The sequence below is a fragment of the Nocardia jiangsuensis genome (genome assembly GCF_042650385.1).
GTDB lineage: Bacteria > Actinomycetota > Actinomycetes > Mycobacteriales > Mycobacteriaceae > Nocardia > Nocardia jiangsuensis.
The window spans coordinates 254,242-276,274 of sequence record NZ_JBHSAX010000005.1 but is presented as its reverse complement, the minus strand read 5'-3'; the positions used below and the strand labels follow the sequence as shown (position 1 = coordinate 276,274).

General features: G+C 73.7%; 18 protein-coding genes and 1 pseudogene. 13 read left to right on the top strand and 6 right to left on the bottom strand.

Annotated features, from left to right (window positions below; translation table 11 throughout):
• The 6 genes and pseudogenes from ACFO0B_RS06480 to ACFO0B_RS06455 all read left to right on the top strand — a co-directional run.
• Positions 1-241, top strand: a pseudogene (locus ACFO0B_RS06480) (ferredoxin); the annotation flags it as partial.
• Between the two features lie 43 nt (positions 242-284).
• Positions 285-869 carry a TerD family protein gene (locus tag ACFO0B_RS06475; protein WP_378611370.1) on the top strand — a complete coding sequence of 195 codons (585 nt, stop codon included), beginning with the start codon at positions 285-287 and terminating at the stop codon, positions 867-869.
• A 21-nt stretch (positions 870-890) separates the two neighbouring features.
• Positions 891-1,583: a GAP family protein gene (locus tag ACFO0B_RS06470; protein ID WP_378611369.1), complete on the top strand. Its 693-nt coding sequence runs from the start codon at positions 891-893 to the stop codon at positions 1,581-1,583.
• 84 nt (positions 1,584-1,667) lie between these two features.
• The gene (locus ACFO0B_RS06465) at positions 1,668-2,009 is read left to right on the top strand and encodes a PEP-utilizing enzyme (RefSeq protein ID WP_378611368.1); all 342 of its coding nucleotides are present in this window, start codon (positions 1,668-1,670) and stop codon (positions 2,007-2,009) included.
• Positions 2,006-2,605, top strand: a complete 600-nt coding sequence (locus ACFO0B_RS06460) for a hypothetical protein (RefSeq protein WP_378611367.1) — start codon at positions 2,006-2,008, stop codon at positions 2,603-2,605. The genes ACFO0B_RS06465 and ACFO0B_RS06460 overlap by 4 nt, the downstream gene beginning before the upstream one ends.
• A gap of 97 nt (positions 2,606-2,702) precedes the next feature.
• A complete protein-coding gene (locus tag ACFO0B_RS06455) occupies positions 2,703-3,827 on the top strand; it encodes an epoxide hydrolase family protein (RefSeq protein WP_378611366.1) in 1,125 nt (374 codons plus the stop codon).
• Between the two features lie 48 nt (positions 3,828-3,875).
• Here the strand turns inward: ACFO0B_RS06455 and ACFO0B_RS06450 are convergent, their stop codons facing one another.
• Positions 3,876-4,625 (bottom strand): hypothetical protein, encoded by a 750-nt coding sequence (locus ACFO0B_RS06450; protein ID WP_378611365.1) that lies wholly within the window; start codon positions 4,623-4,625, stop codon positions 3,876-3,878.
• 256 nt (positions 4,626-4,881) lie between these two features.
• Between ACFO0B_RS06450 and ACFO0B_RS06445 the strand changes: the two genes are divergently transcribed.
• The 3 genes from ACFO0B_RS06445 to ACFO0B_RS06435 all read left to right on the top strand — a co-directional run bounded on the left by ACFO0B_RS06445 (position 4,882) and on the right by ACFO0B_RS06435 (position 10,486).
• A complete protein-coding gene (locus ACFO0B_RS06445; protein ID WP_378611364.1) occupies positions 4,882-6,681 on the top strand; it encodes a peroxidase family protein in 1,800 nt (599 codons plus the stop codon).
• Positions 6,678-7,790: a catalase family protein gene (locus ACFO0B_RS06440; protein ID WP_378611363.1), complete on the top strand. Its 1,113-nt coding sequence runs from the start codon at positions 6,678-6,680 to the stop codon at positions 7,788-7,790. Before ACFO0B_RS06445 ends, ACFO0B_RS06440 begins: the two co-directional genes overlap by 4 nt.
• Positions 7,791-7,891: 101 nt before the next feature.
• Positions 7,892-10,486, top strand: a complete 2,595-nt coding sequence (locus ACFO0B_RS06435) for a LuxR C-terminal-related transcriptional regulator (protein WP_378611362.1) — start codon at positions 7,892-7,894, stop codon at positions 10,484-10,486.
• On the opposite strand, the gene ACFO0B_RS06430 is transcribed toward ACFO0B_RS06435, so the two are convergent.
• Both ACFO0B_RS06430 and ACFO0B_RS06425 read right to left on the bottom strand, forming a co-directional pair.
• On the bottom strand, positions 10,487-12,079 hold the full coding sequence (locus tag ACFO0B_RS06430; protein ID WP_378611361.1) for an ABC-F family ATP-binding cassette domain-containing protein: 1,593 nt from the start codon (positions 12,077-12,079) through the stop codon (positions 10,487-10,489).
• Between the two features lie 231 nt (positions 12,080-12,310).
• Positions 12,311-13,282 carry a LysR family transcriptional regulator gene (locus ACFO0B_RS06425; RefSeq protein ID WP_378611360.1) on the bottom strand — a complete coding sequence of 324 codons (972 nt, stop codon included), beginning with the start codon at positions 13,280-13,282 and terminating at the stop codon, positions 12,311-12,313.
• Positions 13,283-13,494: 212 nt separating this feature from the next.
• Here ACFO0B_RS06425 and ACFO0B_RS06420 point away from each other — a divergent pair, with 212 nt between their 5' ends.
• Positions 13,495-14,736 (top strand): Glu/Leu/Phe/Val dehydrogenase dimerization domain-containing protein, encoded by a 1,242-nt coding sequence (locus ACFO0B_RS06420; RefSeq protein ID WP_378611387.1) that lies wholly within the window; start codon positions 13,495-13,497, stop codon positions 14,734-14,736.
• A 40-nt stretch (positions 14,737-14,776) separates the two neighbouring features.
• On the opposite strand, the gene ACFO0B_RS06415 is transcribed toward ACFO0B_RS06420, so the two are convergent.
• The gene (locus ACFO0B_RS06415) at positions 14,777-15,382 is read right to left on the bottom strand and encodes a TetR/AcrR family transcriptional regulator (protein ID WP_378611359.1); all 606 of its coding nucleotides are present in this window, start codon (positions 15,380-15,382) and stop codon (positions 14,777-14,779) included.
• A gap of 169 nt (positions 15,383-15,551) precedes the next feature.
• On the opposite strand from ACFO0B_RS06415, the gene ACFO0B_RS06410 reads away from it, so the two are divergent.
• Positions 15,552-18,692 (top strand): BTAD domain-containing putative transcriptional regulator, encoded by a 3,141-nt coding sequence (locus ACFO0B_RS06410; protein ID WP_378611358.1) that lies wholly within the window; start codon positions 15,552-15,554, stop codon positions 18,690-18,692.
• Here ACFO0B_RS06410 and ACFO0B_RS06405 read toward each other — a convergent pair.
• The gene (locus tag ACFO0B_RS06405; protein ID WP_378611357.1) at positions 18,631-19,266 is read right to left on the bottom strand and encodes a hemerythrin domain-containing protein; all 636 of its coding nucleotides are present in this window, start codon (positions 19,264-19,266) and stop codon (positions 18,631-18,633) included. The genes ACFO0B_RS06410 and ACFO0B_RS06405 overlap by 62 nt on opposite strands.
• Positions 19,267-19,430: 164 nt before the next feature.
• On the opposite strand from ACFO0B_RS06405, the gene ACFO0B_RS06400 reads away from it, so the two are divergent.
• Positions 19,431-20,237, top strand: a complete 807-nt coding sequence (locus ACFO0B_RS06400; protein ID WP_378611356.1) for an SAM-dependent methyltransferase — start codon at positions 19,431-19,433, stop codon at positions 20,235-20,237.
• Positions 20,238-20,247: 10 nt separating this feature from the next.
• Positions 20,248-21,456 carry an APC family permease gene (locus ACFO0B_RS06395; RefSeq protein ID WP_378611355.1) on the top strand — a complete coding sequence of 403 codons (1,209 nt, stop codon included), beginning with the start codon at positions 20,248-20,250 and terminating at the stop codon, positions 21,454-21,456.
• Here ACFO0B_RS06395 and ACFO0B_RS06390 read toward each other — a convergent pair.
• Positions 21,446-22,021 carry a TerD family protein gene (locus ACFO0B_RS06390; protein ID WP_233017091.1) on the bottom strand — a complete coding sequence of 192 codons (576 nt, stop codon included), beginning with the start codon at positions 22,019-22,021 and terminating at the stop codon, positions 21,446-21,448. The two genes, ACFO0B_RS06395 and ACFO0B_RS06390, sit on opposite strands and share 11 nt — an antisense overlap.
• Positions 22,022-22,033: the final 12 nt, after the last annotated feature.

Here is a 22,033-nt window from a genome sequence, read left to right as displayed (position 1 = left end):
CGTGGAGCAACTGATCGCTGACTTCGTGGCCGGGAAGCTGGCTGCTCCGAAGGCGGATCGGGTGGCGTTGCGGGAGTTGGTGGAGTCGCGTCAGCCGGACCTGGTGGATCGGGCGGGGTGGAAGGCGATCGATACCGCGGAGAAGACCGCGGGCAAGACCACAGGCCGCCCCCGGGTCAAGCTCACGACCAAGGAAACGCTCCTCGACGCCGCAAGGGTGACCGACCTCGCCGTCCGGTGAATCGGACATACGCTCCACGCCGAACCCCTCTAAGGTGGGTCCCATGATCACCCTTCGCAAAGAGGACGGCGCAGCCGATCTGGCAGGAATCACCGATCTCCGGGTCGCGGTGTCGTGGGACCCGAGCGCGGGCGCCACCGGCGGGCTGCTCGGGATCGCGCGCCGCAAGAAGGGTGTCGATCTCGACCTCATCGCGATCCTCATGCAGGGCCCGGAGCCGGTCCGCTTCGCCGGGCTCGACTCGCTCGACCCGCTCGGCAACGGTTCCGTCGTGCACACCGGCGACGAGCAGACCGGCGCCGCCGCGGGCGACGACGAGACGGTCAATGTCGGGCTCGGGCAGGTGCCCCCGGCCATCGACGCCATCATCTTCGTCGCCGCCGCCTTCAAGAAGGGCAGCTCGTTCGAGAAGGCGAACAATGTCGCCTTCAAGATCTACGACGCCACCGGTGGCAGCAGCCAGCAGGTCGCCGAGATCTGGCCGTCGCTGCTCGGCGCCGACAATGCCAATGCCATCGCCCGCGCCTTCCGCAACGGCCCGATCTGGCAGCTCGAGGTGCTCGACCGCAAGGGGAAGATCAAGCAGGGCGATCGGCAGGCCCTGCTCCGCTTCGCCATGCAGGGCTGATCCCGTGCGCGGTAGCGCGCGATGCTGACGCTCCTCCTCGCCCTCGCCGGGTTCGCGTTCCTGGACGCGCTCGACGTCCTGCTGGTCGGCATCACCACCGCGGTGGTGCTGGACAGCAGGCTCGCCCGGCGCAGCCCGCTGCCCGGCGGGCTCGCCTTCATCGGCGGCGTCTTCCTGGTCACCACGACCTTCGGGATCGCCGCGGTGCTCGGCCTGCACTGGTTCACCGAGCTGATCGACGTGGAGATCACGCCGGCGATCAGGTACCGCGCCGAGTTCCTCGCCGGGCTGGTGTTGATCGGGTTGGCGGCCATCCGCGCCCCCGCCGCGGCGACCCCGCCCGAGTGGACCACCCGGGTGCGCAGGCAGCCGTGGCTGCTCGCGCTCGCGGGCATCGTCATCGGCCTGGTCCAGGCGCCGACCGCCATCCCGTACCTCACCGCGCTCGCGCTGCTCTCCGCGCACCGGCCGCTCCCCGCGGCGTGGCCGCTGATCATCGTCGCCTACTGCCTCGCCGCGCTGCTCCCGCCACTACTGGTGCTCGCGCTCTCGCTGCGCCGCACCGCCGGGGCCAGGCGGGTGTACCGCCGGATGGCGCGGGCGCTGGCCAGGCACGGAGCGGTCGCGCTGCGAATCCTGTTCGCGCTGCTCGGTTTCGCCCTGGTCGTGCACGCGGTGCTGAACCACCAGCACCTGCTCCGGCCACTACCGTGAACCCCATGAGCCCCCACCAGGCAACGCCTCCCTATGCGTCAACTTCGGGTTGACAACCTGCCGCCGACGCGCTGGGATCGCACGGTGACCGACGCGATCCTGCTCACCGGCACCGCGGCCGGGCCGGGCATCGCCGCCGGACCGGTGCGGGTGATCCACGGCCTCGACGACTTCACCCGCTTCCACCCGGGCGACGTCCTGGTCTGCCGCGCCACCTCGCCCGCCTGGACCCCGCTGCTCGCCCGCGCCGCCGCCGTGATCACCGAGACCGGCGGCATCCTGGCGCACGCCGCGATCGTGGCGCGCGAGTTCGGCATCCCGGCGATCACCGCCGCGCGGGAGGCCACCGTGCGCCTCACCGACGGGCATCGGGTAGTAGTGGACGGCGGAACCGGAACCGTCAGCAACGCTCAGGACGCCACTTGACCCATGACACCCCACCCGACCTGCTGGTCCTGCACGCCGTGCGGACCACCGGCTACGCGAGCACGCTGCGCCTGGCCGACCTGCTCGGCCTGCCCGCGGCCGTGGTCGAGGAGCACCTGGAGGACGCCCGCGCCCGCGGCTGGGTCACCGAGGCCGCCTTCGCGGACGACCGCGGCTGGACGCTCACCGATGCGGGCAAGGCGCGCGGCGAGGAGCGGCTCGCCGCCGAACTCGACGCCGCCGCCGCGCGCGCCGATTTCGCGCAGATCTACCGGGAGTTCCTGCCCGCCAACGCGATCGTCGGCGCCACCTGCACCGCGTGGCAGCTCACCGAGCTCGGGGTCGGCGAGGTGCCCGCCGACGCCGACGCCATCGTCGCCGCCCTGCACGAACCGGCCCGCGTGCTCGCCGAGCTCGAACAGCGCCTCACCGCCCACCTGACCCGCTTCTCCGGCTACCACCGCCGGTTCAGCACCGCCCTCGCCGCCGCGGCCACCAATCCCGCCTGGATCACCGGCACCGACCGCGACTCCGCGCACCGGGTCTGGTTCGAGCTGCACGAGGACCTCATCGCCACCCTCGGCATCGAGCGCTGACCGCGCAGACCACCGCGCACCGAGCGCGAACAGTCAGCTATTCGTGCGACGGGCATCGATCGGGCGCGCGACGCAGCGGTGCCGGGACAATGGCGGCATGACCGAACTCCGCCCGTTCCGGATCGACGTCCCCGATTCGGTGCTCACCGACCTGCGCCGCCGGATCGCCGACACCCGCTGGCCCGAACCCGAGACGGTGCCCGACTGGAGCCAGGGCGTCCCCCTCGACTACACCCGCGAGCTCGCCGCCTACTGGGCCGACGGCTACGACTGGCGGGCCACCGAGGCCGAGCTGAACCGGTTCGACCAGTTCACCACCGAGATCGACGGCCTGCCGATTCACTTCCTGCACCGGCGCTCCCCGCACCCGGACGCCTTCCCGCTCGTCATCACGCACGGCTGGCCCGGCTCGGTGCTGGAGTTCGCGAAGGTGATCGAGCCGCTCACCGACCCCACCGCGCACGGCGGCCGCGCCGAGGACGCCTTCCACGTGGTGTGCCCCTCGCTGCCCGGCTACGGCTTCTCCGGCAAGCCCGCCGAGACCGGCTGGAACGTCGCGCGGATCGCCGCCGCCTGGGAGACCCTGATGACCCGGCTCGGCTACGACCGCTACGGCGCGCAGGGCGGCGACTGGGGCGCCGCGGTGACCACCGAGATCGGCCGCACCGCGAGGCACTGCGCCGCCATCCACACCAACATGCCGATCGCGACCCCGCCACAGCGGCTCGACCCCGACGCCGACGGCGACGCCCTCGCGGCGCTGGAGTACTACCGCCGCTGGGACTCCGGCTATGCCAAGCAGCAGTCCACCCGCCCGCAGACGCTCGGCTACGGCCTGCTCGACTCCCCGGTCGCGCTGCTGGCCTGGATCGTCGAGAAGTTCTGGTCCTGGACCGACTGCGACGGTCACCCGGAGAACGCCCTGACCAGGGACGAGATACTCGGCAATGTCACGCTGTACTGGGTCACCGGCACCGCCGCCTCATCGGCGCGGCTGTACTGGGAGGCGCGCGGCGCCTTCCGGCCCGGCGCCCGGGTGGAGCTGCCGACCGGCGTCGCCTCCTTCCCGAAGGAGATCGGCCGCGCCCCGCGCGCCTGGGCCGAGCCGAACTACCACATCACGCACTGGACGGAGATGCCGCGCGGCGGCCACTTCGCCGCCTTCGAACAGCCGGAGCTCTTCGTCGGCGACCTGCGCGCCTTCTTCGGCACCGTGCGCTGACCGCCGACGAGCCGCCCCCTGCGGAGCTCGCCGGCGACCACCACCGCATCAGCGCTCGATCGGCCGCCGTACCAGCGCCGAGAGCATCCGCTGCGTCTTCGTCCGGCCGCGAAGGACCGGGAACCCCGCGCGCCGCACCTCGGCCTCGAACCCGCGCTGCTCGTGCGCGGCGCGGGTGATCAGCTCCAGCGGCGTCTCGCCCTCGATCGGGGCGATCCGGAGGGCCAGTTCGAGCAGGTCCATGCCGCCCGCGGTCCAGCGCTCGACGTCGAGGTCGAGGTGGCCGAGGCGGACGCCGGTCCAGCGGGTGGCGGCGATCGGGCCGACGGGCTCGAGGTGGTCGAGCGCGACGCCGGGGCGGGTGCAGGTGACCAGGAACTGGCGCTGCGCGGAGTTCAGCGCGGCGGTCACCTCGACGCCGGAGCGCGCCACCTCGGCCAGCGACCCGGGCGGGCGGACCCCGAGCACCGATGCGGTGAGCGCTCGGCGCTGCCCGCACCAGTCGTCCTCGACCCGGTACTCGACCTCGGTGTCGGTGAACGGCCTTCCCCAGCGGCCCATGAGCTGGGAGCGGCGGCAGGGCCGCAGCTTGACCGTCACATCGTCGAGATCGCCGCTGCGCAGGCGGATCACGATGCCGCTGCCGAGCAGCGCGAGCGCGCCGTCCTGGCCGTCGGCGCGGGATTCGGCGAACCAGACGCTGTGGCGCACCGCGGGGCTCTCCGCGCACCCGAGCGCGCTCAGCGCACCGTCGACATCCGTACCGAGGTTGATCTTGATCTCGATCGGGGGGATCACCGCGCCGCCTCTCACTACCGCACTCCGGGTGCCGCCGGGGAAGACGGCACCATTGCGGCACAGCGTCACCCGGCGGACACGGTGCGGGCACGAGTACCGCACTACTCGACCGGGGTGATTCGCGCGACGATCGCGAAACCGGCCGTTAGGCTTTGAGGTAGTCCACTACTCATGACCGGGGATGCTCTTCCCTCGGAAACTGGGCTTCCAATCCGAGATCGGCGCGTGGCTCGCGCCCGCGTGTGGAGGTTCGTTGATGGTCGATGCACAGCCGACGAGAGCGCGATCGGTATCGCGCGCCCTGAGCCGCTTCGCGGAGCAGATCGACCGCAGGGTCGGCTGGTCCCGGCTCCCCACGCTGCTCGGCCTCGCCGTACTGGCCGGGTCACGCGAGCGGCTCCGTGCCGAGAACCTGCACGGCTCCGGCCCGCACCCGGGCGAGCTACCGCCCGAGCCGGAGCACCCGCACGTCCGCACGATCGACGGCTCCTGGAACGATCTCGACGATCCGGGCGCGGGCGCCGTCGGCTGCCGCTTCGGCCGCAACTTCCCGCCCGCGCACACCTTCCCGGAGAGCGCGGAGCGGCTGCTCGACCCCAACCCGCGCACCGTCAGCCGCACCCTGCTGACCAGGGACACCTTCACCCCGGCGACCTCGCTGAACCTGCTGGCCGCCGCCTGGATCCAGTTCGAGGTGCACGACTGGCTCAGCCACGCCGCCGACGACGACCGGCCGCACGAGGTACCGCTCGACCCGGGCGATCCGTGGCCGGAGCACCCCATGACGGTGCCGCGCACCGCCGCGCTCCCCGGCGAGCCGCCCACCTACACCACCGAGCAGTCGCACTGGTGGGACGCCTCGCAGATCTACGGCAGCACAGCGGAGTTCGCCGACTCCATTCGCAGCAAGGACCGCGGCATGATCGCGGTGGACGAGCACGGGCTGCCCCCGGTCGACATCGAGCAGCTCGCGCTGCGCGACGACACCGCTGCCAACTTCTGGGTCGGGCTCGCGCTGCTGCACTCGCTCTTCACCCGCGAGCACAATGCCATCTGCCTGCGGCTCTCCCGGCGCTACCCGGAGCTCACCGATCAGCAGCTCTACGACACCGCGCGACTGGTGAACGCCGCGCTGATCGCCAAGATCCACACGGTCGACTGGACTCCGGCACTGATCGCGCACCCGACCACCGTCGCGGCCATGCGCGCCAACTGGTTCGGCGTACTCGGCGAGGACGTGCGCAACCGGTTCGGCCGGCTCGGCGGCAGCGAGATCCTCAGCGGCATCCCCGGCGCGCCGATCGACGACAGCGGGGTGCCGTACTCGCTCACCGAGGAGTTCGTCGCCGTCTACCGGATGCACCCGCTCATCCCGGACACCCTCACCCTCCGCGATCTCGCCGACGACACCGTCGAGAACGAGCGGGAGCTGGACTTCCCCGACCTCGGCGTCGCGCACGTGCGGGAGCGCCTGGCGGAGACCCCGATGGCGGACCTGCTCTACTCCTTCGGCCGCGCCAACCCCGGCGCGCTCACCCTGCACAACTACCCGAAGCACCTGCAGGACCTGCGCCGCCCCGGCTACCCCCCGCTCGACCTGGCGACCGTCGACATCCTGCGGGTGCGGGAGCGCGGCGTGCCGCGCTACAACGAGTTCCGCAGGCAGCTGCGGCTCGCCCCGGCCGGCTCCTTCGAGGAGCTGACCGACGACCCGGCCTGGGCGCGCGAGCTGCGCGAGGTCTACGGCGACGTGGAGAACGTCGACCTCATGATCGGGCTGTACGCGGAGCCCAAGCCGGAGGGGTTCGGCTTCAGCGACACCGCCTTCCGGATCTTCGTGCTCATGGCGTCGCGGCGGCTCGCCGCCGACCGCTTCTTCACCACCGACTTCCGCCCCGAGGTCTACACCGAGGCGGGCCTGGCCTGGGTGCGCGACAACGACATGCGCAGCGTGCTGCTGCGCCACTTCCCCACGCTGGCACCGGCGCTGGACGGCGTCGGCAACCCGTTCGCGCCGTGGCGCAGCACCGCCGAGGAGAGGAACACCGAGCGATGACCGACCTGGCCGAGCGCGCCTACGTCCGCTACACCCCGGATCTGGAGACTCCCCGCGCGGACGAGGAGCAGATCATCGACCGGATCATCACGGCGCTGCGCGGCAACAACGAGCGCGCGTACCGCACCTACAAGCGCGGGCTGCGCGACGCGCACGCCAAGAGCCACGGCATCCTGCGCGGCGAGCTGACCGTGCCCGCCGGTCTGGCACCGGAGCTGGCCCAGGGCATGTTCGCCGAACCGGGCAGCTACCCGGTGATCGCCCGGCTCTCCAGCACCTCCGGGGTGATCCGCAGCGACCAGTTGCGCGGCGTGCGCGGCCTCGGCATCAAGGTGCTCGGCGTGCACGGCCCGCGCGCGCTGCCCGACGACACCGCAACCACGCAGGACTTCATCATGGTGACGCACCGGGAGTTCCTCTTCGCCGACGCGCACGCCTACCTGAAGATCGGCATGCCGACCGCGGTGGCGCTGGCCCGGATCCCCGACCCGCTGCTGCGCCGCGGCAGCACCCTGCTCGCCGCGCTGAACCAGCGGGTGCTCGGCCGGTTCGGGAAGCGCCTGCCGGAGAACCTGGCCGTGTTCGTCGCGCCGAACACCCACCTGCTCGGCGAGCCCTTCTACTCCTCGGCCCCGCTGCGCTGGGGCGACTACGTGGCGAAGCTGGAGTACGTCCCGGTCTCGCCGGAGGCGGCCGCGCTGCGCGGCACCACGATCGACCCGAAGGCGGGGGTGAACGCGCACCAGGACTCGGTCGTCGACTTCTTCGCCCAGCACGGCGCCACCTACGAACTCCGCGCCCAGCTCTGCACCGACGTGGGAAGAATGCCGATCGAAGACGCCACCATCCCGTGGCCCGAGGAGGACTCGCCGCACCGGACGGTGGCTACCGTCCGCTTCGAGCCGCAGGACCCGTACACCCCGGAGCGGCGCGCCTACGGCGACGACGTGCTCTCCTTCAACTCCTGGCGCGGACTCGACGCGCACCGCCCGCTCGGCTCGATCAACCGGCTCAAGCAGCGGGTCTACGAGGCCTCGAGCAACTTCCGGCACCAGGTCAACAACGCGCCGCGGATCGAGCCGGGCGATGTATCCGAGCTGCCGGACTGACCGGTAGCTCGCGAATAGCCGCAGAGTGAAGCGTGCACACCGGGTTTTCACAGCAACGAGCGCATCGCGGTGCAGCAGAACAGGATCTACACTCGAGCACCATGGTGGAGCGCTGGCAACTGCTCGATCGCCCCGACGAATCCCTGACCGTGCGCGAGGCGCTGACGAGTGACGATGCCGGTGGCATCGTCCTCGTCGGCGATGCCGGGGTCGGCAAGACGACCCTGGCCCGGATGGTCACCGCGGAGCTGGATGCCCCCGTTCGCTGGGCGGTGTGTACCGAGTCGTCGCAGGCGATTCCGCTCGGTGCCTTCGCGCCCTGGATCGACGGCTCCGCCACCCGCGACCCGCTCGCGCTGCTCACCGAGGCGCGCAAGAACCTGATCGCCGGCGACGACCCGGTGATCGGGGTGGACGACGCGCACCTGCTCGACCAGCTCTCCGCCACGCTGCTGCACCAGATCGCGGCGGAGCGCAGCGCCCGCATCGTCGCCACCGTGCGCAGCGGCGAACCGGTGCCGGGCGCGGTGCTCTCGCTGTGGAAGGACGACTACCTGGATCGGCTGGAGCTGGCGCCGATGCGCAAGGGCCAGTGCGTGCGGCTGGTGGAGTCGGTGCTGGCAGGCACGCTGGAGGGGCTCAGCGCCGACGTGATCTGGGAGTCCTCCGGCGGCAATCCGCTGTTCCTGCGGAACATGGTCGAGGGCGCGATGGAGGCGGGCAACCTCACCGAGGTCGAGGGGGTGTGGCAGCTGCGCGGCCCGACGGCGGTGCCATCCGGGCTGGTCGAGCTGCTGCACGAGCGGCTGCAGCGGACCGGTGACGCCGTGCTGGACGCGCTGCGCACGCTCGCGCTCTACGAGCCGCTGGATCTGGACATCCTCACCGCGCTCGCCGACCCGGCGGCGGTGGACGCCGCCGAGCTGGCCGGGCTCATCCGGATCAGCACCGACACCCCGCCCGCCGCGCGGTTCAGCCACCCGCTGCTCGGCGAGGTGGTGCGACAGCAGATCGGCACCGCGGCCGCGCGGGCCGGGTGCGGCCGGATCGTGGACGCCCTGCGCGACCGCCCGCTGGACACCGCCGCCGGCCGCATCCGGCTGGCCAGGCTCTGCGTGGACAGCGACCGCCCCATCGACCCCGACCTCCTGATCACCGCGGCCAAAGACGCTGTCGCGCTGGCCAACCTGCCGCTCGGCGAGCGGCTGGCCCGCGCCGCGCACGAGCGCGGCGGCGGGCTGCGCGCCGCCGAGCTGCTCTCCCGCGCGCTGCTCTGGCAGGGCCGCCCCCAGGCCGCCGACGAGATCCTGGCCGGCTACGACCCCGAACACCTGGACCAGCTGCAGATCGTGCAGTGGGGCGTGCCGCGGGCCAGCCTGCGCTTCTGGTCGCTCGGCGACGTGGCGGGCGGCCGCCGGTTGCTCGATCTCATGGGCACCAGGGCCGAGCACCCCGCGCTGCGGCTGATCGTGGAAGCCGCCGGCGCGGCGATGGCGGTGCACGAGAACCGGATCACCGACGGCATCGCCGCCGCCGAGGCGGTGCTCGACGCCCCCGACGCCCCGCGCCAGGCGGTCGATTTCGCCGCCTTCGCCGCCGGGCTCGCCATGCCGGTGGCCGGGCGCGGCCTCGACTTCGGCCCGATCGCCGCACGCAGCCGAGCCGGTCAGAAGGCCACGGACGGCATGATCCGGGTCATGGTCCGCTACTGCGACGTCCTCGCCCTGACCACCGTCGGCGAACTGGACGAGGCCGAGGAGCTGGCCGCGGAGTACAGCGAGTTCTTCTCCGCCGGGCAGTTCCTCGGCTGGGCCATCGCCAAGATCGCGGTCGGCGTCGTCGCCACCGCGCGCGGCCGCTTCCGCGAGGCCATCACCGCCTTCGAGCAGGCGCTGGCCGCGCTCAACGCCGAGACCTCGCTGCCCTGGCAGCTCCCCGCCCGGCTGCTGCTGGTCCGCGCCTACGCCGCGCTCGGCGACACCGAGAAGGTCGAGAAGACCCTGAACGACGCCGCCGAGCACGCCGGCGCGCACCTGGCGCTGCACGAACCCCAGCGCATGATCGCCCGCGCCTGGGCCGCCGCCCCGCAGAACAGCGCCACCGCCGCCGAACTCGCCCGCAGGGCCGCCCGCATCGCCCGCAGCGCCGGGCAGTTCGCCCTCGAGGCCGAGGCGCTGCACCACGCCGCCCGCTTCGGCGACGGTGCCGGGGCCGCCCGGCTCGCCGAGCTGGCGCCCAAGGTGCAGGGCGACGTCGTCGCGCTCTACGCTCGCCACGCCGACGCCGTCACCACCGGCAAGGCCGCCGGACTCGACGCCGTCAGCGCCGATTTCGAAGCGGCCGGGCTGCTGCTCTCGGCCGCCGATGCCGCCGCGCAGGCGGTGCCGATCCACGACCGGGCCGGGCGGCGCGGGCCGAGCGCCCGCTGCACCGCCCGCGCCGCCGAGCTCTCCTCCCGCTGCGACGGCGCCACCACCCCCGCGATCACCGCGGCCAGCCGTCCGCTGCCGATCACCCCGCGCGAGCGCGAGATCGCCGCGCACATCGCGCAGGGGCTCTCCAACAAGGAGATCGCCGAGCGGCTCGTGGTCTCGGTGCGCACCGTCGAGGGCCACATCTACCGGGCCTCGATCAAGCTCGACGTGGCCGACCGGGAGAGGCTCGCGGACGTGGTCTGGCCCGGCGTGCGGCACTGATCAGCCGCGCTGCACGCGCAGCCCCTCCGGGCCGAGCTCGACGACCGTGTGCACGCCGAGCGCGGCGAGGAACTCCTCGTCGTGGCTGACCACGAGCACCGCGCCGCGGTAGTCGGCCAGCGCCGCCACCAGCTGCTCGACGCTGGCGATATCGAGGTTGTTGGTCGGCTCGTCCAGGATCAGCAGCTGCGCGGGCGGGTCGGCGAGCAGCAGCCGGGCCAGCGCGACCCGGAAGCGCTCGCCGCCGGAGAGCGTGCCGACCGGGCGGTCGACGCTGTCGCCGCGCAGCAGCAGCCGGGCCAGCCGGTTGCGGACCGTGCCGGCGCTCGCCCCGGTGGCGACGGCCTGCACCGTGGCGAGCGCGCTGGCGGCGTCGTCCAGGCCGTCCAACCGCTGCGGGAGGTAGCCGACCCGGTCGGTGTGCAGGATCCCCCGGACGGAACCGGCGGCGCCGGAACCGGTTCCGAGCAGCTGCTCGAGCAGGGTGGTCCTGCCCGAGCCGTTCCGGCCGACCAGCGCGACCCGCTCCGGGCCCTGCAGAACGACGGTACTGGCGCCGTCGCTCAGCTCGGCGATCCGGCGGCCGGCGGGAACGTCCGGGTCGGGCAGCTCGAGGTGGATGTGCTCCGCGCGGCGGACCAGGGCGGAGGCGGCGTCCAGCGCCTGCTCGGCGGCGCGCACCTTGGCGTCCGCGGTGCCGCGCATTGCGCCCGCCGCGTTCTGTGCCCTGCTCGCCCGGTTCCCGGCGAGGATGCGCGGGATGCCGCCGCGCTGCTGCGTGGCCCTGCCGGTGCGCTCCCTGCGGGCCAGCTTGGTCTGTGCCTCGATCCGCTGCCGCTTCTCCACCTCCAGCGCCTGCGCGGCGCTGCGGGCGGCCTGCGCGGCCGCGGCCTGCCGCTGCTCGACGTGCTGCCGCCACGCGCTGTACGGCCCGCCGAAGACGTCGAGGCTGCCGTCGTGCAGCTCGGCGGTGTACTCCATCCGCTCCAGCAGGGCGCGGTCGTGGCTCACCACCACCAGGGTGCCCGGCCAGCCCGCGACCAGGCGAGCCAGCTCGGCGCGGGTGTCGCGGTCCAGGTTGTTGGTCGGCTCGTCGAGCAGCGTGACCGGCGTGCGGCGCAGCCGGAGCCCGGTGACCGCGACCAGCACCGCCTCGCCGCCGGAGAGCGTGCCGACGGTGCGGTCGAGCCCGGTCGCGCCGAGCCCGATCTCGTGCAGCGCCTGCGCGGCGCGGGCCGCCAGGTCCCAGTCGTCGCCGACGGCGTCGAAGTGCCGCTCGGCGGCGTCGCCGGACTCGATGGCGCGCAGCGCGGCCAGCGTCTCCGCGATGCCGAGCAGCTCGGCGACGGTCGCGCCGGTGCCGAGCGTCAGGGTCTGCGGCAGGTAGCCGACCGGCCCCGCGGCCTCGACCCGCCCCGCCGTGGGGGTCAGCAGCCCGGCGATCAGCCGCAGCAGAGTGGATTTGCCGGCGCCGTTGCGCCCCACCAGGCCGGTGCGCCCCGCCGGGACGACGGCGGTCAGCGGCCGCAGCGCGACGGTGCCGTCCGGCCAGTCGAAGGCCAGGTCACGCAGGGTGATTCCGGAAGTGGACATGGGTGTGCTCTCCTCGCGCCCGGACCCGGGCGGTCGACGATCGGAAGATTCGCGAGAGCTCGACAGCGACGGGGGACCGGGCCACCCTCAGGGGTGGCGGGCGAGATGCCGTACAGGCCGGATCCGCCGCCCGCTGCGAGCGGGCGGCCCGAATCTGTCGACCTCGATGAGCACGTCCGAACGGTACCACCGGCGCGGTGGTCGCGGCGCCCGAGATTTGCGTCCGGCGGCTCAGCGCCAGGTCCCCCGCACCTCGGCCCCGTTCTGCGCGGGCACCGCGTCCGGCTTGGACATGTCCGCCCCGAGCCCCTTCGCCACCGCCGCCGCGCGAATCGCGTCCACCACGATGAGCAGCGCGGCGCGGCGCGCGGTATTGGTCCGATAGGCCAGCGAGACCGTCCGGGTGAAGACATCGGCCAGCGCGACGATGTCGACCCCGGGCGGACGCAGCGCCAGCCCGAGGTCGGAGACCAGCGTGACGCCGAGCCCGGCGGCCACCATCGCCATGGCGGTCGCCTGCTCCTCCACCTCGTGATCGATCCGCGGCTGCACCCCGGCCGACTGGAAGGCCAGCCGCACCGCGTGCCCGAAGTGCGACCGGGCGGGCGCCAGAATCCACGGATGTTCGGCGAGTTCGGCCAGGGTCACGGTCGCGGCGCCGAGCATCCCGGCGGGCACGCACCCGTAGAGCCGCTCGACCGCGATCACCGCGCGCTCCAGCCCGCGATCCCAGGTCACCGGCGAATTCGAGTAGTCGAGCACGAAGGAGAGGTCGAGTGCGCCGTCCCGGACGGCGGCCGCGGTCGCCTCCGGCGGCAACTCCCTGGTGCGCACCAGGATGCCGGGGTGCGTGCGCGCCAGCGTCTCCAGCGCCTCGGGGAGCAACCCCGAGGCCACCGAGGCCCACACCCCCGCGGTGAGCTTCGCGGTCACCGACTCCCCCGCGTCCTCCAGCGCCTGCGTGGCCCGCTCCACCGAGGCGAGGATCTCCTCCGCGTGCTCGGCGAGCAGCAGCCCCAGGTCGGTGAGCTGCACCCGCCGCCCGCGGCGCTCGAGCAGCCGCGCCCCGACGTCCCGCTCCAGCTGCGCGAGCTGCTGCGACACCGCCGATGCGGTGTAGTGCAGGGCGCTCGCGGCCGCGGTGATCGTGCCGTGCCGATGCAGTTCGCGCAGCATGCGCAGTCGCGCCAGCGACAGGTCCATGGCACCGAGCCTAATTCTTGTGCAGGAACCGTGAACACTGCCGTGAACGAATCGTTGATAGACGCGCGGCCGACTCGACCGCACGCTGGGGGGACCGGGCAGGCGCCATCGACAGCGACGACGACGTCCGGGCGGGGTACAACGGCAAGCTGGGATTTCCCCGTGGCGACCGAGTTGAAACGCGCGATGAGGAGGTGGTCTTCGTGACCACGATGCAGAATCCCGCCGGGGGCACCCCGGAGACGATCAGCACGGCCACGGCGACGACGACGCTGCCGGTCGCCCCCGCGGCGCTGCGCCCGCAGCCGTACATGCGGCTGCACTGGACCGATTCGGTCACCGGAGCGGTCGGCTACCTCGTCGTGCACACGCTGCGCGCGGGACTCGCCACCGGCGGCACCCGGATGCGCGCGGGCTGCACCCTGCCCGAGGTCGAGGATCTGGCCCGCGGCATGGCGAACAAGACCGCCACCTTCGACCTTCCGATCGGCGGTGCCAAGGGCGGCATCGACTTCGACCCCAAGGACCCGCGCGCGCTCGGCGTGCTGGAGCGGTTCTGCGAGGCCATGCGGCCGTGGATCGACGCGCACTGGGTGACCGCAGAGGATCTCGGCGTGCCGCAGCACCTGATCGACGAGGTCTTCGCGAAGCTCGGGCTGGGCCAGAGCTACCACGCCGCCATCCGCCGCGCCGCCGACCCGGCCGCCACCCTGGCCAGGGTGCGCGCCGGGCTGAACGCCGCGGTCGACGGCGGCTTCCTGCTCGGCGACGTGATCGGCGGCTACGGCGTCGCGCACGCCTGTCTCGCCGCTGCCGTCTCCTGGGGCCGCTCCCCCGCCGACACCACCGTCGCCATCCAGGGCATCGGCACCATGGGCGGCGCCGCCGCGCACTACCTGCACGAGGCGGGCATGCGGGTCACCACCATCGCCGACGCCGCGGGCACCCTGCACTGCGCCGACGGCCTCGACGTGCCCGCGCTGCTCGCCCTGCGCGACGGCTACGGCGAGATCGACCGCTCCCGGCTGCCCGCGGGCGTCGAGCAGCTCCCGCGCGCCGCGGTGCTCGCCACCGAGGTCGACATCCTGGTCCCCGCCGCCATCTCCTACGCCATCACCCCGGACAATTCCTTCGATGTGCGCGCGAAGGTCGTGGTCGAGGCCGCCAACGCCGCCACCACCCCCGAGGCCGAGGCCATGCTCGCCGCCCGCGGCATCCCGGTGCTGCCCGACTTCGTCGCCAACGCGGGCGCGGTCGCCTGGGCCTGGTGGCTGCTGCTCGGCCTGGTCGACGACAACCCGGAGAACTCCTTCGACCGGCTGCGCACGATCATGCACAGCAAGGTCGCCCTGCTCCTCGCCGCCTGGGCGGACCAGGGCGTCACGCCGCGCGACACCGGGCACCGCTGGGCCGACGAGCCGGGCGCAGGCGTCGGCGCCGTCGTCATCCCCTGACCCCTCGTGTCCGCGTGGCGTCGCCGCGCGGACACGCCCGTCAGGCGGCTTCGACGACGGCGAGCGCGAGGGTCTCGTAGCGGACGGCGAGCTGCTCGGCCGTCATCGGGCCGTCGGCGCGCCACCAGATGCAGATGGACTGACCCATGCTGATGATGCCGCGGGTGGCGTCGAGCGGGTAGCCGGTGGCGAAGACGCCCTCCTCGACGCCGCGCGCGACCACGTCCCGGAAGAGCGCCTCCTGCTCGTCGCGCAGCGCGATCACCAGGTCCCGGCCGGGCGGCTCCAGGCTGCGCAGCTCGGTCGCGGCGACGACGGCGTCCATCCGATGGGTCGTGTGGAAGACCACCCATGCCCGCATCACCGCCCGCAGCTGGTCCGCGGGCGAGCCGTTCGCCCGCACCACCGCCGTCCGGGTCAGCGCCAGCGCCGCCCGCAGCGCGCGCACCATGATGCTCTGCAGGATCTCCTGCTTGGACCTGAAGTGGTGGTAGATGGAGGCGACGGTGATCTCGGCGCCTGCGGCGATGTCGCGCATCGACGTCCCGTGATAGCCGCGCTGGTCGAACAGCCGGATCGCGGAATCCAGGATGCCGTCCCGCCCGCCGGAGCCCCGTGGCGCCACCGCGCTCTCGGCCACGCGCATCGCGCCTCCCGTTCGACCTGGTCGTGACCGCAACAGCGTAGTCGGTCCGCGCCCGCGCCTCCGGGGTCCGGAACGACCGATCGGCTCGGTATCCCCCGGCAGCGGTGACCCCGGATGCGCCGCACCTCCCGGACGCCCCCTCCGCACCGGCGACGGCACAATGGCGATCGTGTTGCTCTCCGTTCTCGGCCCGCTCCGCGTCACCCTGGCGGGCACCGGCGCCGACCTCGGTGGACCGCGCCAGCGGGCGGTCCTGGCCCGGCTCGCGGTCGCGGGCGGCGAGGTGGTCTCCACCGACCGGATCATCGACGACGTCTGGGGCGGCACCGACGTGCCTGCCAGGGCGCTCGCCACACTGCAGGTGCACATCTCGCACCTGCGCCGCGCGCTGGAGCCGGACCGGCCGCGCCGCACCCCCGCCTCGATCCTGGTGAGCGCCGCGCCCGGGTACGCGCTGCGGCTGCCGCGGGAGGCCGTCGACGCCTGGCACTTCGACGATCTCGTGCACCGCGCGGCCGGGGCCGACCCGGCCGGGCAGCTGCGGCTGCTGGACGAGGCACTGGCCCGCTGGCGGGGCGACGCCTACGCCGAGGTGGCCGACGAGCCGTGGGCGGTGCCCGAGGTGGCCAGGCTGACCGAGCTGCGGCTGCAGGCCGTCGAGCTGCGCGCCGAGGCGCAGCTGGCGCTCGGCCGCCCGGCCGTCGTCGTCGCCGAGCTGGAGCGGCACCTGCACGACAACCCCGGCCGGGAGGGCGCGGTCCGGCTGCTCGCCCTCGCGCTCTATCGCTGCGGCCGCCAGGGCGACGCGCTCGCCGCGCTGCGCCGCACCCGCGACCACCTCGCCGACGAGCTCGGCGTCGACCCCGGCCCGGTGCTGCGCGCCATGGAGGCCGACATCCTCGCGCAGGCCCCCGCGCTCGACTCGCCGGTCGCGGTACAGCCGAAGACCGAGCGCACGGCTCCCGCGCCGCTGGGCCGCGAGACCGAGCTGAACACCATCGCCGCCGCGGCCGCGGACGCCGCCGCGCACGGCGCCCGGATCGTGTTGATCGGCGGCGACGCCGGGGCCGGGAAGACCACGCTGGCCGAGGCCGCGGTGCGCGCGCTCACCGCCGAGGGCTGGCAGGGCAGGCGCGGCCGCTGCCCCGAGGTGGCCGGCGCCCCGCCCGGCTGGGCCTGGGCCGAGGCGCTCGGCACGGACTCGCTCGCCGCCGGTACCGCGCCGAACCCGTTCGAGCTCGGGCGCGGCATCGCGGCGGCGCTCGGCACCGGCCGCACCGTCGTCCTGCTCGACGACGTGCACCGCGCCGACGACCTCACGCTGCAGCTGCTGCGCCAGGTGGTAGCGCTGCTCGCCGAGCAACCGGTACTGGTGCTCGTCACCTACCGCACCGGCGAGCGCGGCGACGAACTCGACGCCACCGTCGGCGCGCTGCTCGCCCGCACCGCCGCGCACCTGGTGCTGCGCGGCCTCGACCCGGCGGCGGTCGCGGTCCTCGCCGGGCAGCACGGCCTGGCCGAGGCCGGGCCGGAGCTGCTGGCCATGGTCGCCGAGCGCACCGGCGGGAACCCGCTCTTCGTCCGCGAACTGGCCAGGCTGATCGCCGCCGAGGGCGAGCGGGCCGCGGGCAGCGCGGTGCCGGCGGGGGTCGGGGAGGTGCTGCGCCGCCGGGTCGCCCGGCTCCCCGACCCGGTCGCGACCACGCTGCGCCAGGTCGCGGTACTCGGCCGGGAGGCCGACCTGGAGGTGCTCGCCGAGGTCGCCGGGCGCGACCCGGACGACCTGCTCGACGCGCTGGAGGCGGCGGTGCTCGCCGGGCTGCTGGACGAGCCCGCGCCCGGCCGGGTCCGGTTCACCCACGCCCTGGTCCGCGACACCCTCTACGACGACACCCCGCTGCTGCGCCGGGCCCGGCTGCACACCAGGGCGCTGGCGGTGCTCGGCGCGGAGGCGGATGCCGCGGTGCTCGCCAGGCACGCCTCGGCCGCGGCAGGCCCGGCCACCGCGGCCGCGGCCATCCGCTACCCGGTCGCGGCGGCCCGCGCCGCCGAGCGCGCCGGCTCCTGGCGCGAGGCCGCCGCCCAGTGGCGGGACGCGCTGCGGCTGCGCGAGCTGGCGGGCAGCAGGGCCACCGGCTCCACCGCCGAACTGCTCGCCCCGGCCGTGACCGCGCACGCCCGCGCCGGCGACGCCATGCGCGCCCGCGGCATCTACCTGGACGCACTGGCCGCGCAGCCGGAGCTCGCCGTCCTCGCCGCCTGGGACGCGCCGCTCATCTGGACCACGCGGCACGGCCGCGACCCCTCGCACACCGCCGTCGCCGCGCTCCGCGCCCATCTCGCCCGCACGCTGCCGGACGAGATCAGGGTCCGGCTGCTGCTCGCGCTCTTCCGCGAGCTGGAGGGGTACGACGAGGCCGAGAGCCAGCGGGTGAGCGCCGAGGCGCTCGCGCTTGCCCGCACCGTGCCGGACCCCAGGCTGCTGTGCGCGGCTCTGAACGTCAGGGCATACGCCGCGCTCGGCCCCGACCTGCGCGCCGAACGCCGCGCGGTGGCCGAGGAGTACCTGGCCGCCGCGATCGAAGCCGGCCAGATCGACCACGAGGCGGTCGCGCACTGGCTCCTCTTCCTCGACTCCGCCGCGCACACCGACCTGGCCGGGGCGCGCGCCGAGATGGAGCTCGCGGTGGCCAGGTCGACCACCGGCCAGCTCGGCATCCTGCTCGCGGTGGTCGCCATCTTCTCCGCGCTGCTCGAGCTGCTCGGCGGACACGTGGATGCGGCGCTGGCCAGGTACGCGGAGGTCAGCAGGCAGCTGGCCGAGCACGGCGCGCTGAACGGCGCCGCCATGGCCACCGTCGGCCGGGTCGGCGCCGCCGTCGCCCGCGGCGACCTGGCGCACCTGCGCGACGAACTCACCGCCGTCGACGCCGCGCTGCCCGGCCTGATCACCGACGCGCTGGTCCTCGCGCTGCTCGACGCCGGGGACGAGGCCGAGGCCCGCCGGGTCTGGGCGCGCCGCACGCCGATCGACCGCAACTACTACTGGCTCGGCTTCACCACGCTGCGGGGGCACGCCGCGGCCCGGCTCGGCGACACCGAGACCGGCGCGCTGATCTTCGCCGAGCTGCTCCCCTTCGCGGGCCGGATCGCCGGGCTCGACTCCGGCACGCTCTACGCCGGCCCGGTGGACGCGGCGCTGCACGCGCTCTCCGGCGACCCCGCCTACGCCCGCTCGGCCGCCGAGCTCACCGCGCGGCTCCGAACACCAGCGCCTCCCGGCGGCGGAACGGCACCGGGAGGAGCTTGATCATGAGCGCGACCGGGATGCCGCCCTCCCGCCGCGCCTCGTCCAGCTCCGCCCCGGTGCTGACCGCGAGGATCCGCGGCACCTCGAAGCTCATCTTGCCGCCGTGCCTGCGGATGGTTGCCTCGACCCGATTCCACTCCTCGTCCGAGACGTACCGCTTGATCAGCGGGACGACGGTGCGCTCCTCGTCGGTGACGTGCTCGCGCACGGTGTCGCGCAGGTCGGCCAGGTCGGCGGCGAGCTCGGGCGCGACCGTGCGGGTCTCCCGCAGCGCCGCCGCGCCTGCCCGGATCCGGTCCAGCTTGGGGTCGAGTTCGGCGTGGTCGTCACTGAGCTCGGTGAGGTCGACGTGCGCCCCGGCCGAGCGCTCCAGCACCGGCCAGAGCACCTGGTCCTCGGCGCTGTGGTGGTGGTGGATGCTGTCGCAGAAGTCGGTGAGGTAGGCGGCGACCGCGGTGGCGCGCCTGCGCTCCAGCGGGGTGCCCGCGAGCCGCGCCGCCAGCGCGGCGCAGCGGTCGAGATCGCGCAGCATGGCGCGGTGGGCGAGCAGGAGGCCGTTCGGTTCGTTGTGCATGCCGCCACCGTGCGCCCGGCCACCTGCGAGGCACCTAACCGGCACTTAACGGCCCGCCGGGAAGGTACGTGTGCAGTACCCATATGCTGGATCCCGCTGGGCCGCTTGCCCGTATGCGGTATACCTCGAAGGCCCGGCTCTTTCGACGCACAGGGAGAATTCAGGTGTCCGACGGCCAGCCCGACCTGGGCATCAACGTGGCACATCCGGCCCGCATGTACGACTATTTCCTCGGTGGCAAGGACTCCTACGACGCGGACCGCGACGCCGCCGAGAAGGCGCTGCGGGAGTTCCCCGAGGTACGGCTCACCGCCCGCACCAACCGCGAATTCATGCGGCACGCAACGCGATACCTCGCCGGACAGGGCATCAGGCAGTACCTCGACATCGGCACAGGCATCCCCACCGAGCCCAACCTGCACCAGGTCGCGCAGGAGCTGGCCGCGGAGTCACGGGTGGTGTACGTGGACAACGACCCGATCGTGCTCGCGCACGCCAGGGCACTGCTGGTCGGCACCCCCGAGGGCCGCACCGCCTACATCCAGGCCGACGCCTCCGACCCGCGATCCATCCTGGGAAAGCTGGAGGACACCCTCGATCTCGCCCAGCCGGTGGCGGTCTCGCTCATGGCGACGCTGCACTTCGTGCCCGGTGACGTCTACGAGCACGTGCGCGCCTTCATGGCGCCGCTCGCCTCCGGCTCCTACCTCGCCATGTCCCACGTGACCACCGATTTCGACAACGGCCCCGACGATCCCAGGGGCATGGCCAGGCTGCTCCAGGTCTACAAGGACCGCGGCATCCCGGTGCGCCCGCGGAGCAGGGCCGAGGTGGCGCGGTTCTTCGACGACCTGGAGCTGGTCGAGCCCGGCGTCGAGGTGATCCACCGCTGGCGCAACGAGGGCATCGCGCACCCGAAGAGCCACGACAAGGCGGTCTCGCTGTACGGGGCGGTCGGCCGCAAGCCCTAATATTCGCGCCGTGGAGTTGAGGCGCAGGCTCGGAGTGTTCGACGCGGTCGTGATCGGCCTCGGCGCGATGATCGGGGCAGGCATCTTCGCCGCGCTCGCCCCCGCCGCGGCAGCCGCGGGCTCCTGGCTGCTGCTCGGGCTGGCACTGGCGGCCGCGGTGGCCTACTGCAACGCGACCTCGTCGGCGCGGCTGGCCGCGCGCTACCCGGAGTCCGGCGGCACCTACGTCTACGGCAGGGAGCGGCTCGGCCCGTTCTGGGGGTACCTGGCCGGCTGGGGTTTCGTGGTCGGCAAGACCGCCTCCTGCGCGGCCATGGCGCTCACCGCGGGCAGCTACCTCTGGCCGGAGCGGGCGCACGCCGTCGCGGTCGTCGCGGTGCTCGCGGTCGCCGCCGTGAACTACCGCGGGATCCAGAAATCCGCGCTGCTGACCCGGGTGATCGTCGGCATCGTGCTCGCGGTGCTCACCGCACTCGTCGCCTGCTCCGCTCCCGCGGCCGAATTCGACCGGCTCGCAGTATCTTCGGACACCACCCCCTACGGCGTCCTGCAGGCCGCCGGGCTGCTGTTCTTCGCCTTCGCCGGGTACGCCAGGATCGCCACCCTCGGCGCGGAGGTCCGCGACCCGGCGCGCACCATCCCGCGCGCCGTCCCGATCGCGCTCGGCACCGCGCTGCTCGTCTACGTCGCCGTCGCGGTAGCCGCGCTCACCGTGCTCGGCCCCGAGCGGCTCGCGGACGCCGCGGCGCCGCTCGCCGAGCTGGCGAGCGCCACCGGACTCCCCTGGTCGGCGCCGGTCATCCGGGTGACCGCCGCGCTGGCCGCGCTCGGCGCCCTGCTCGCGCTGCTGCTCGGCGTCTCCCGCACCACCTACGCGATGGCCCGCGACCGGCACCTACCGCCCGCACTGGCCGCGGTCCACCCGCGCTACGAGGTCCCGCACCGCGCCGAACTGGCCGTCGCCGCCGTCGTCGCCGTCCTGGCCGCCTGCACCGACCTGCGCGGTGCCATCGGCTTCTCGTCCTTCGCGGTGCTGGCCTACTACGCCGTCGCCAACGCCGCCGCCTCGACCCTGCGCCCCGCCGCCCGGCTCGTCCCCGCGCTCGGCCTGATCGGCTGCGGCACCCTGGCCTTCGCCCTGCCGCCCGCCTCGATCGCGGCGGGCGCGGGCGTCCTCGCGCTCGGGGCGCTGGTCTACGCGATCCGGGTCAGATACTGACCCCGTAGTCGCGCGCGATCCCGGCCAGCCCGGAGGCGTACCCCTGGCCGATGGCGCGGAATTTCCACTCGGCGCCGTTGCGGTACAGCTCGCCGAAGACCATCGCGGTCTCGGTGGAGGCGTCCTCGGAGAGGTCGTAGCGGGTCAGCTCGGCGCCGGTGGCGCGGTCGACCACCCGGATGAAGGCGTTGCGCACCTGCCCGAAGGACTGCTGCCTGGCGTCGGCGTCGTGGATGGAGACCGGGAAGAAGATATTGGTGATGGTGGGCGGGGCGCCCGCCAGGTCGACGTTGATGGTCTCGTCGTCGCCCTCGCCCTCACCGGTGAGGTTGTCGCCGGTGTGCTCGATGCTGCCGTCCGGCGACCGCAGGTTGTTGTAGAAGATGAAGTGCTGGTCGGAGAGCACTTTGTGATCGGCGCCGGTCGCGAGGGCGCTCGCGTCGAGGTCGAAGTCGACGCCGGTGGTGGACCGGACGTCCCAGCCGAGCCCGACCGCGACCGCGGTCAGATTCGGCGCCTGCTTCGACAACGACACATTGCCGCCCTTGGCCAGACTGACACTCATTCGCAAACCCTC

Excerpts from the sequence above, each read along its gene's own strand:
- ACFO0B_RS06435 (WP_378611362.1), top strand. The coding sequence starts at position 7,892 with ATGGTGGAGCGCTGGCAACTGCTCGATCGCCCCGACGAATCCCTGACC.
- ACFO0B_RS06405 (WP_378611357.1), bottom strand. The coding sequence starts at position 19,266 with ATGCACAACGAACCGAACGGCCTCCTGCTCGCCCACCGCGCCATGCTG.
- ACFO0B_RS06445 (WP_378611364.1), top strand. The coding sequence starts at position 4,882 with ATGGTCGATGCACAGCCGACGAGAGCGCGATCGGTATCGCGCGCCCTG.
- ACFO0B_RS06470 (WP_378611369.1), top strand. The coding sequence starts at position 891 with ATGCTGACGCTCCTCCTCGCCCTCGCCGGGTTCGCGTTCCTGGACGCG.
- ACFO0B_RS06440 (WP_378611363.1), top strand. The coding sequence starts at position 6,678 with ATGACCGACCTGGCCGAGCGCGCCTACGTCCGCTACACCCCGGATCTG.
- ACFO0B_RS06390 (WP_233017091.1), bottom strand. The coding sequence starts at position 22,021 with ATGAGTGTCAGTCTGGCCAAGGGCGGCAATGTGTCGTTGTCGAAGCAG.
- ACFO0B_RS06430 (WP_378611361.1), bottom strand. The coding sequence starts at position 12,079 with ATGTCCACTTCCGGAATCACCCTGCGTGACCTGGCCTTCGACTGGCCG.
- ACFO0B_RS06425 (WP_378611360.1), bottom strand. The coding sequence starts at position 13,282 with ATGGACCTGTCGCTGGCGCGACTGCGCATGCTGCGCGAACTGCATCGG.
- ACFO0B_RS06420 (WP_378611387.1), top strand. The coding sequence starts at position 13,495 with ATGCAGAATCCCGCCGGGGGCACCCCGGAGACGATCAGCACGGCCACG.
- ACFO0B_RS06415 (WP_378611359.1), bottom strand. The coding sequence starts at position 15,382 with ATGCGCGTGGCCGAGAGCGCGGTGGCGCCACGGGGCTCCGGCGGGCGG.
- ACFO0B_RS06455 (WP_378611366.1), top strand. The coding sequence starts at position 2,703 with ATGACCGAACTCCGCCCGTTCCGGATCGACGTCCCCGATTCGGTGCTC.
- ACFO0B_RS06475 (WP_378611370.1), top strand. The coding sequence starts at position 285 with ATGATCACCCTTCGCAAAGAGGACGGCGCAGCCGATCTGGCAGGAATC.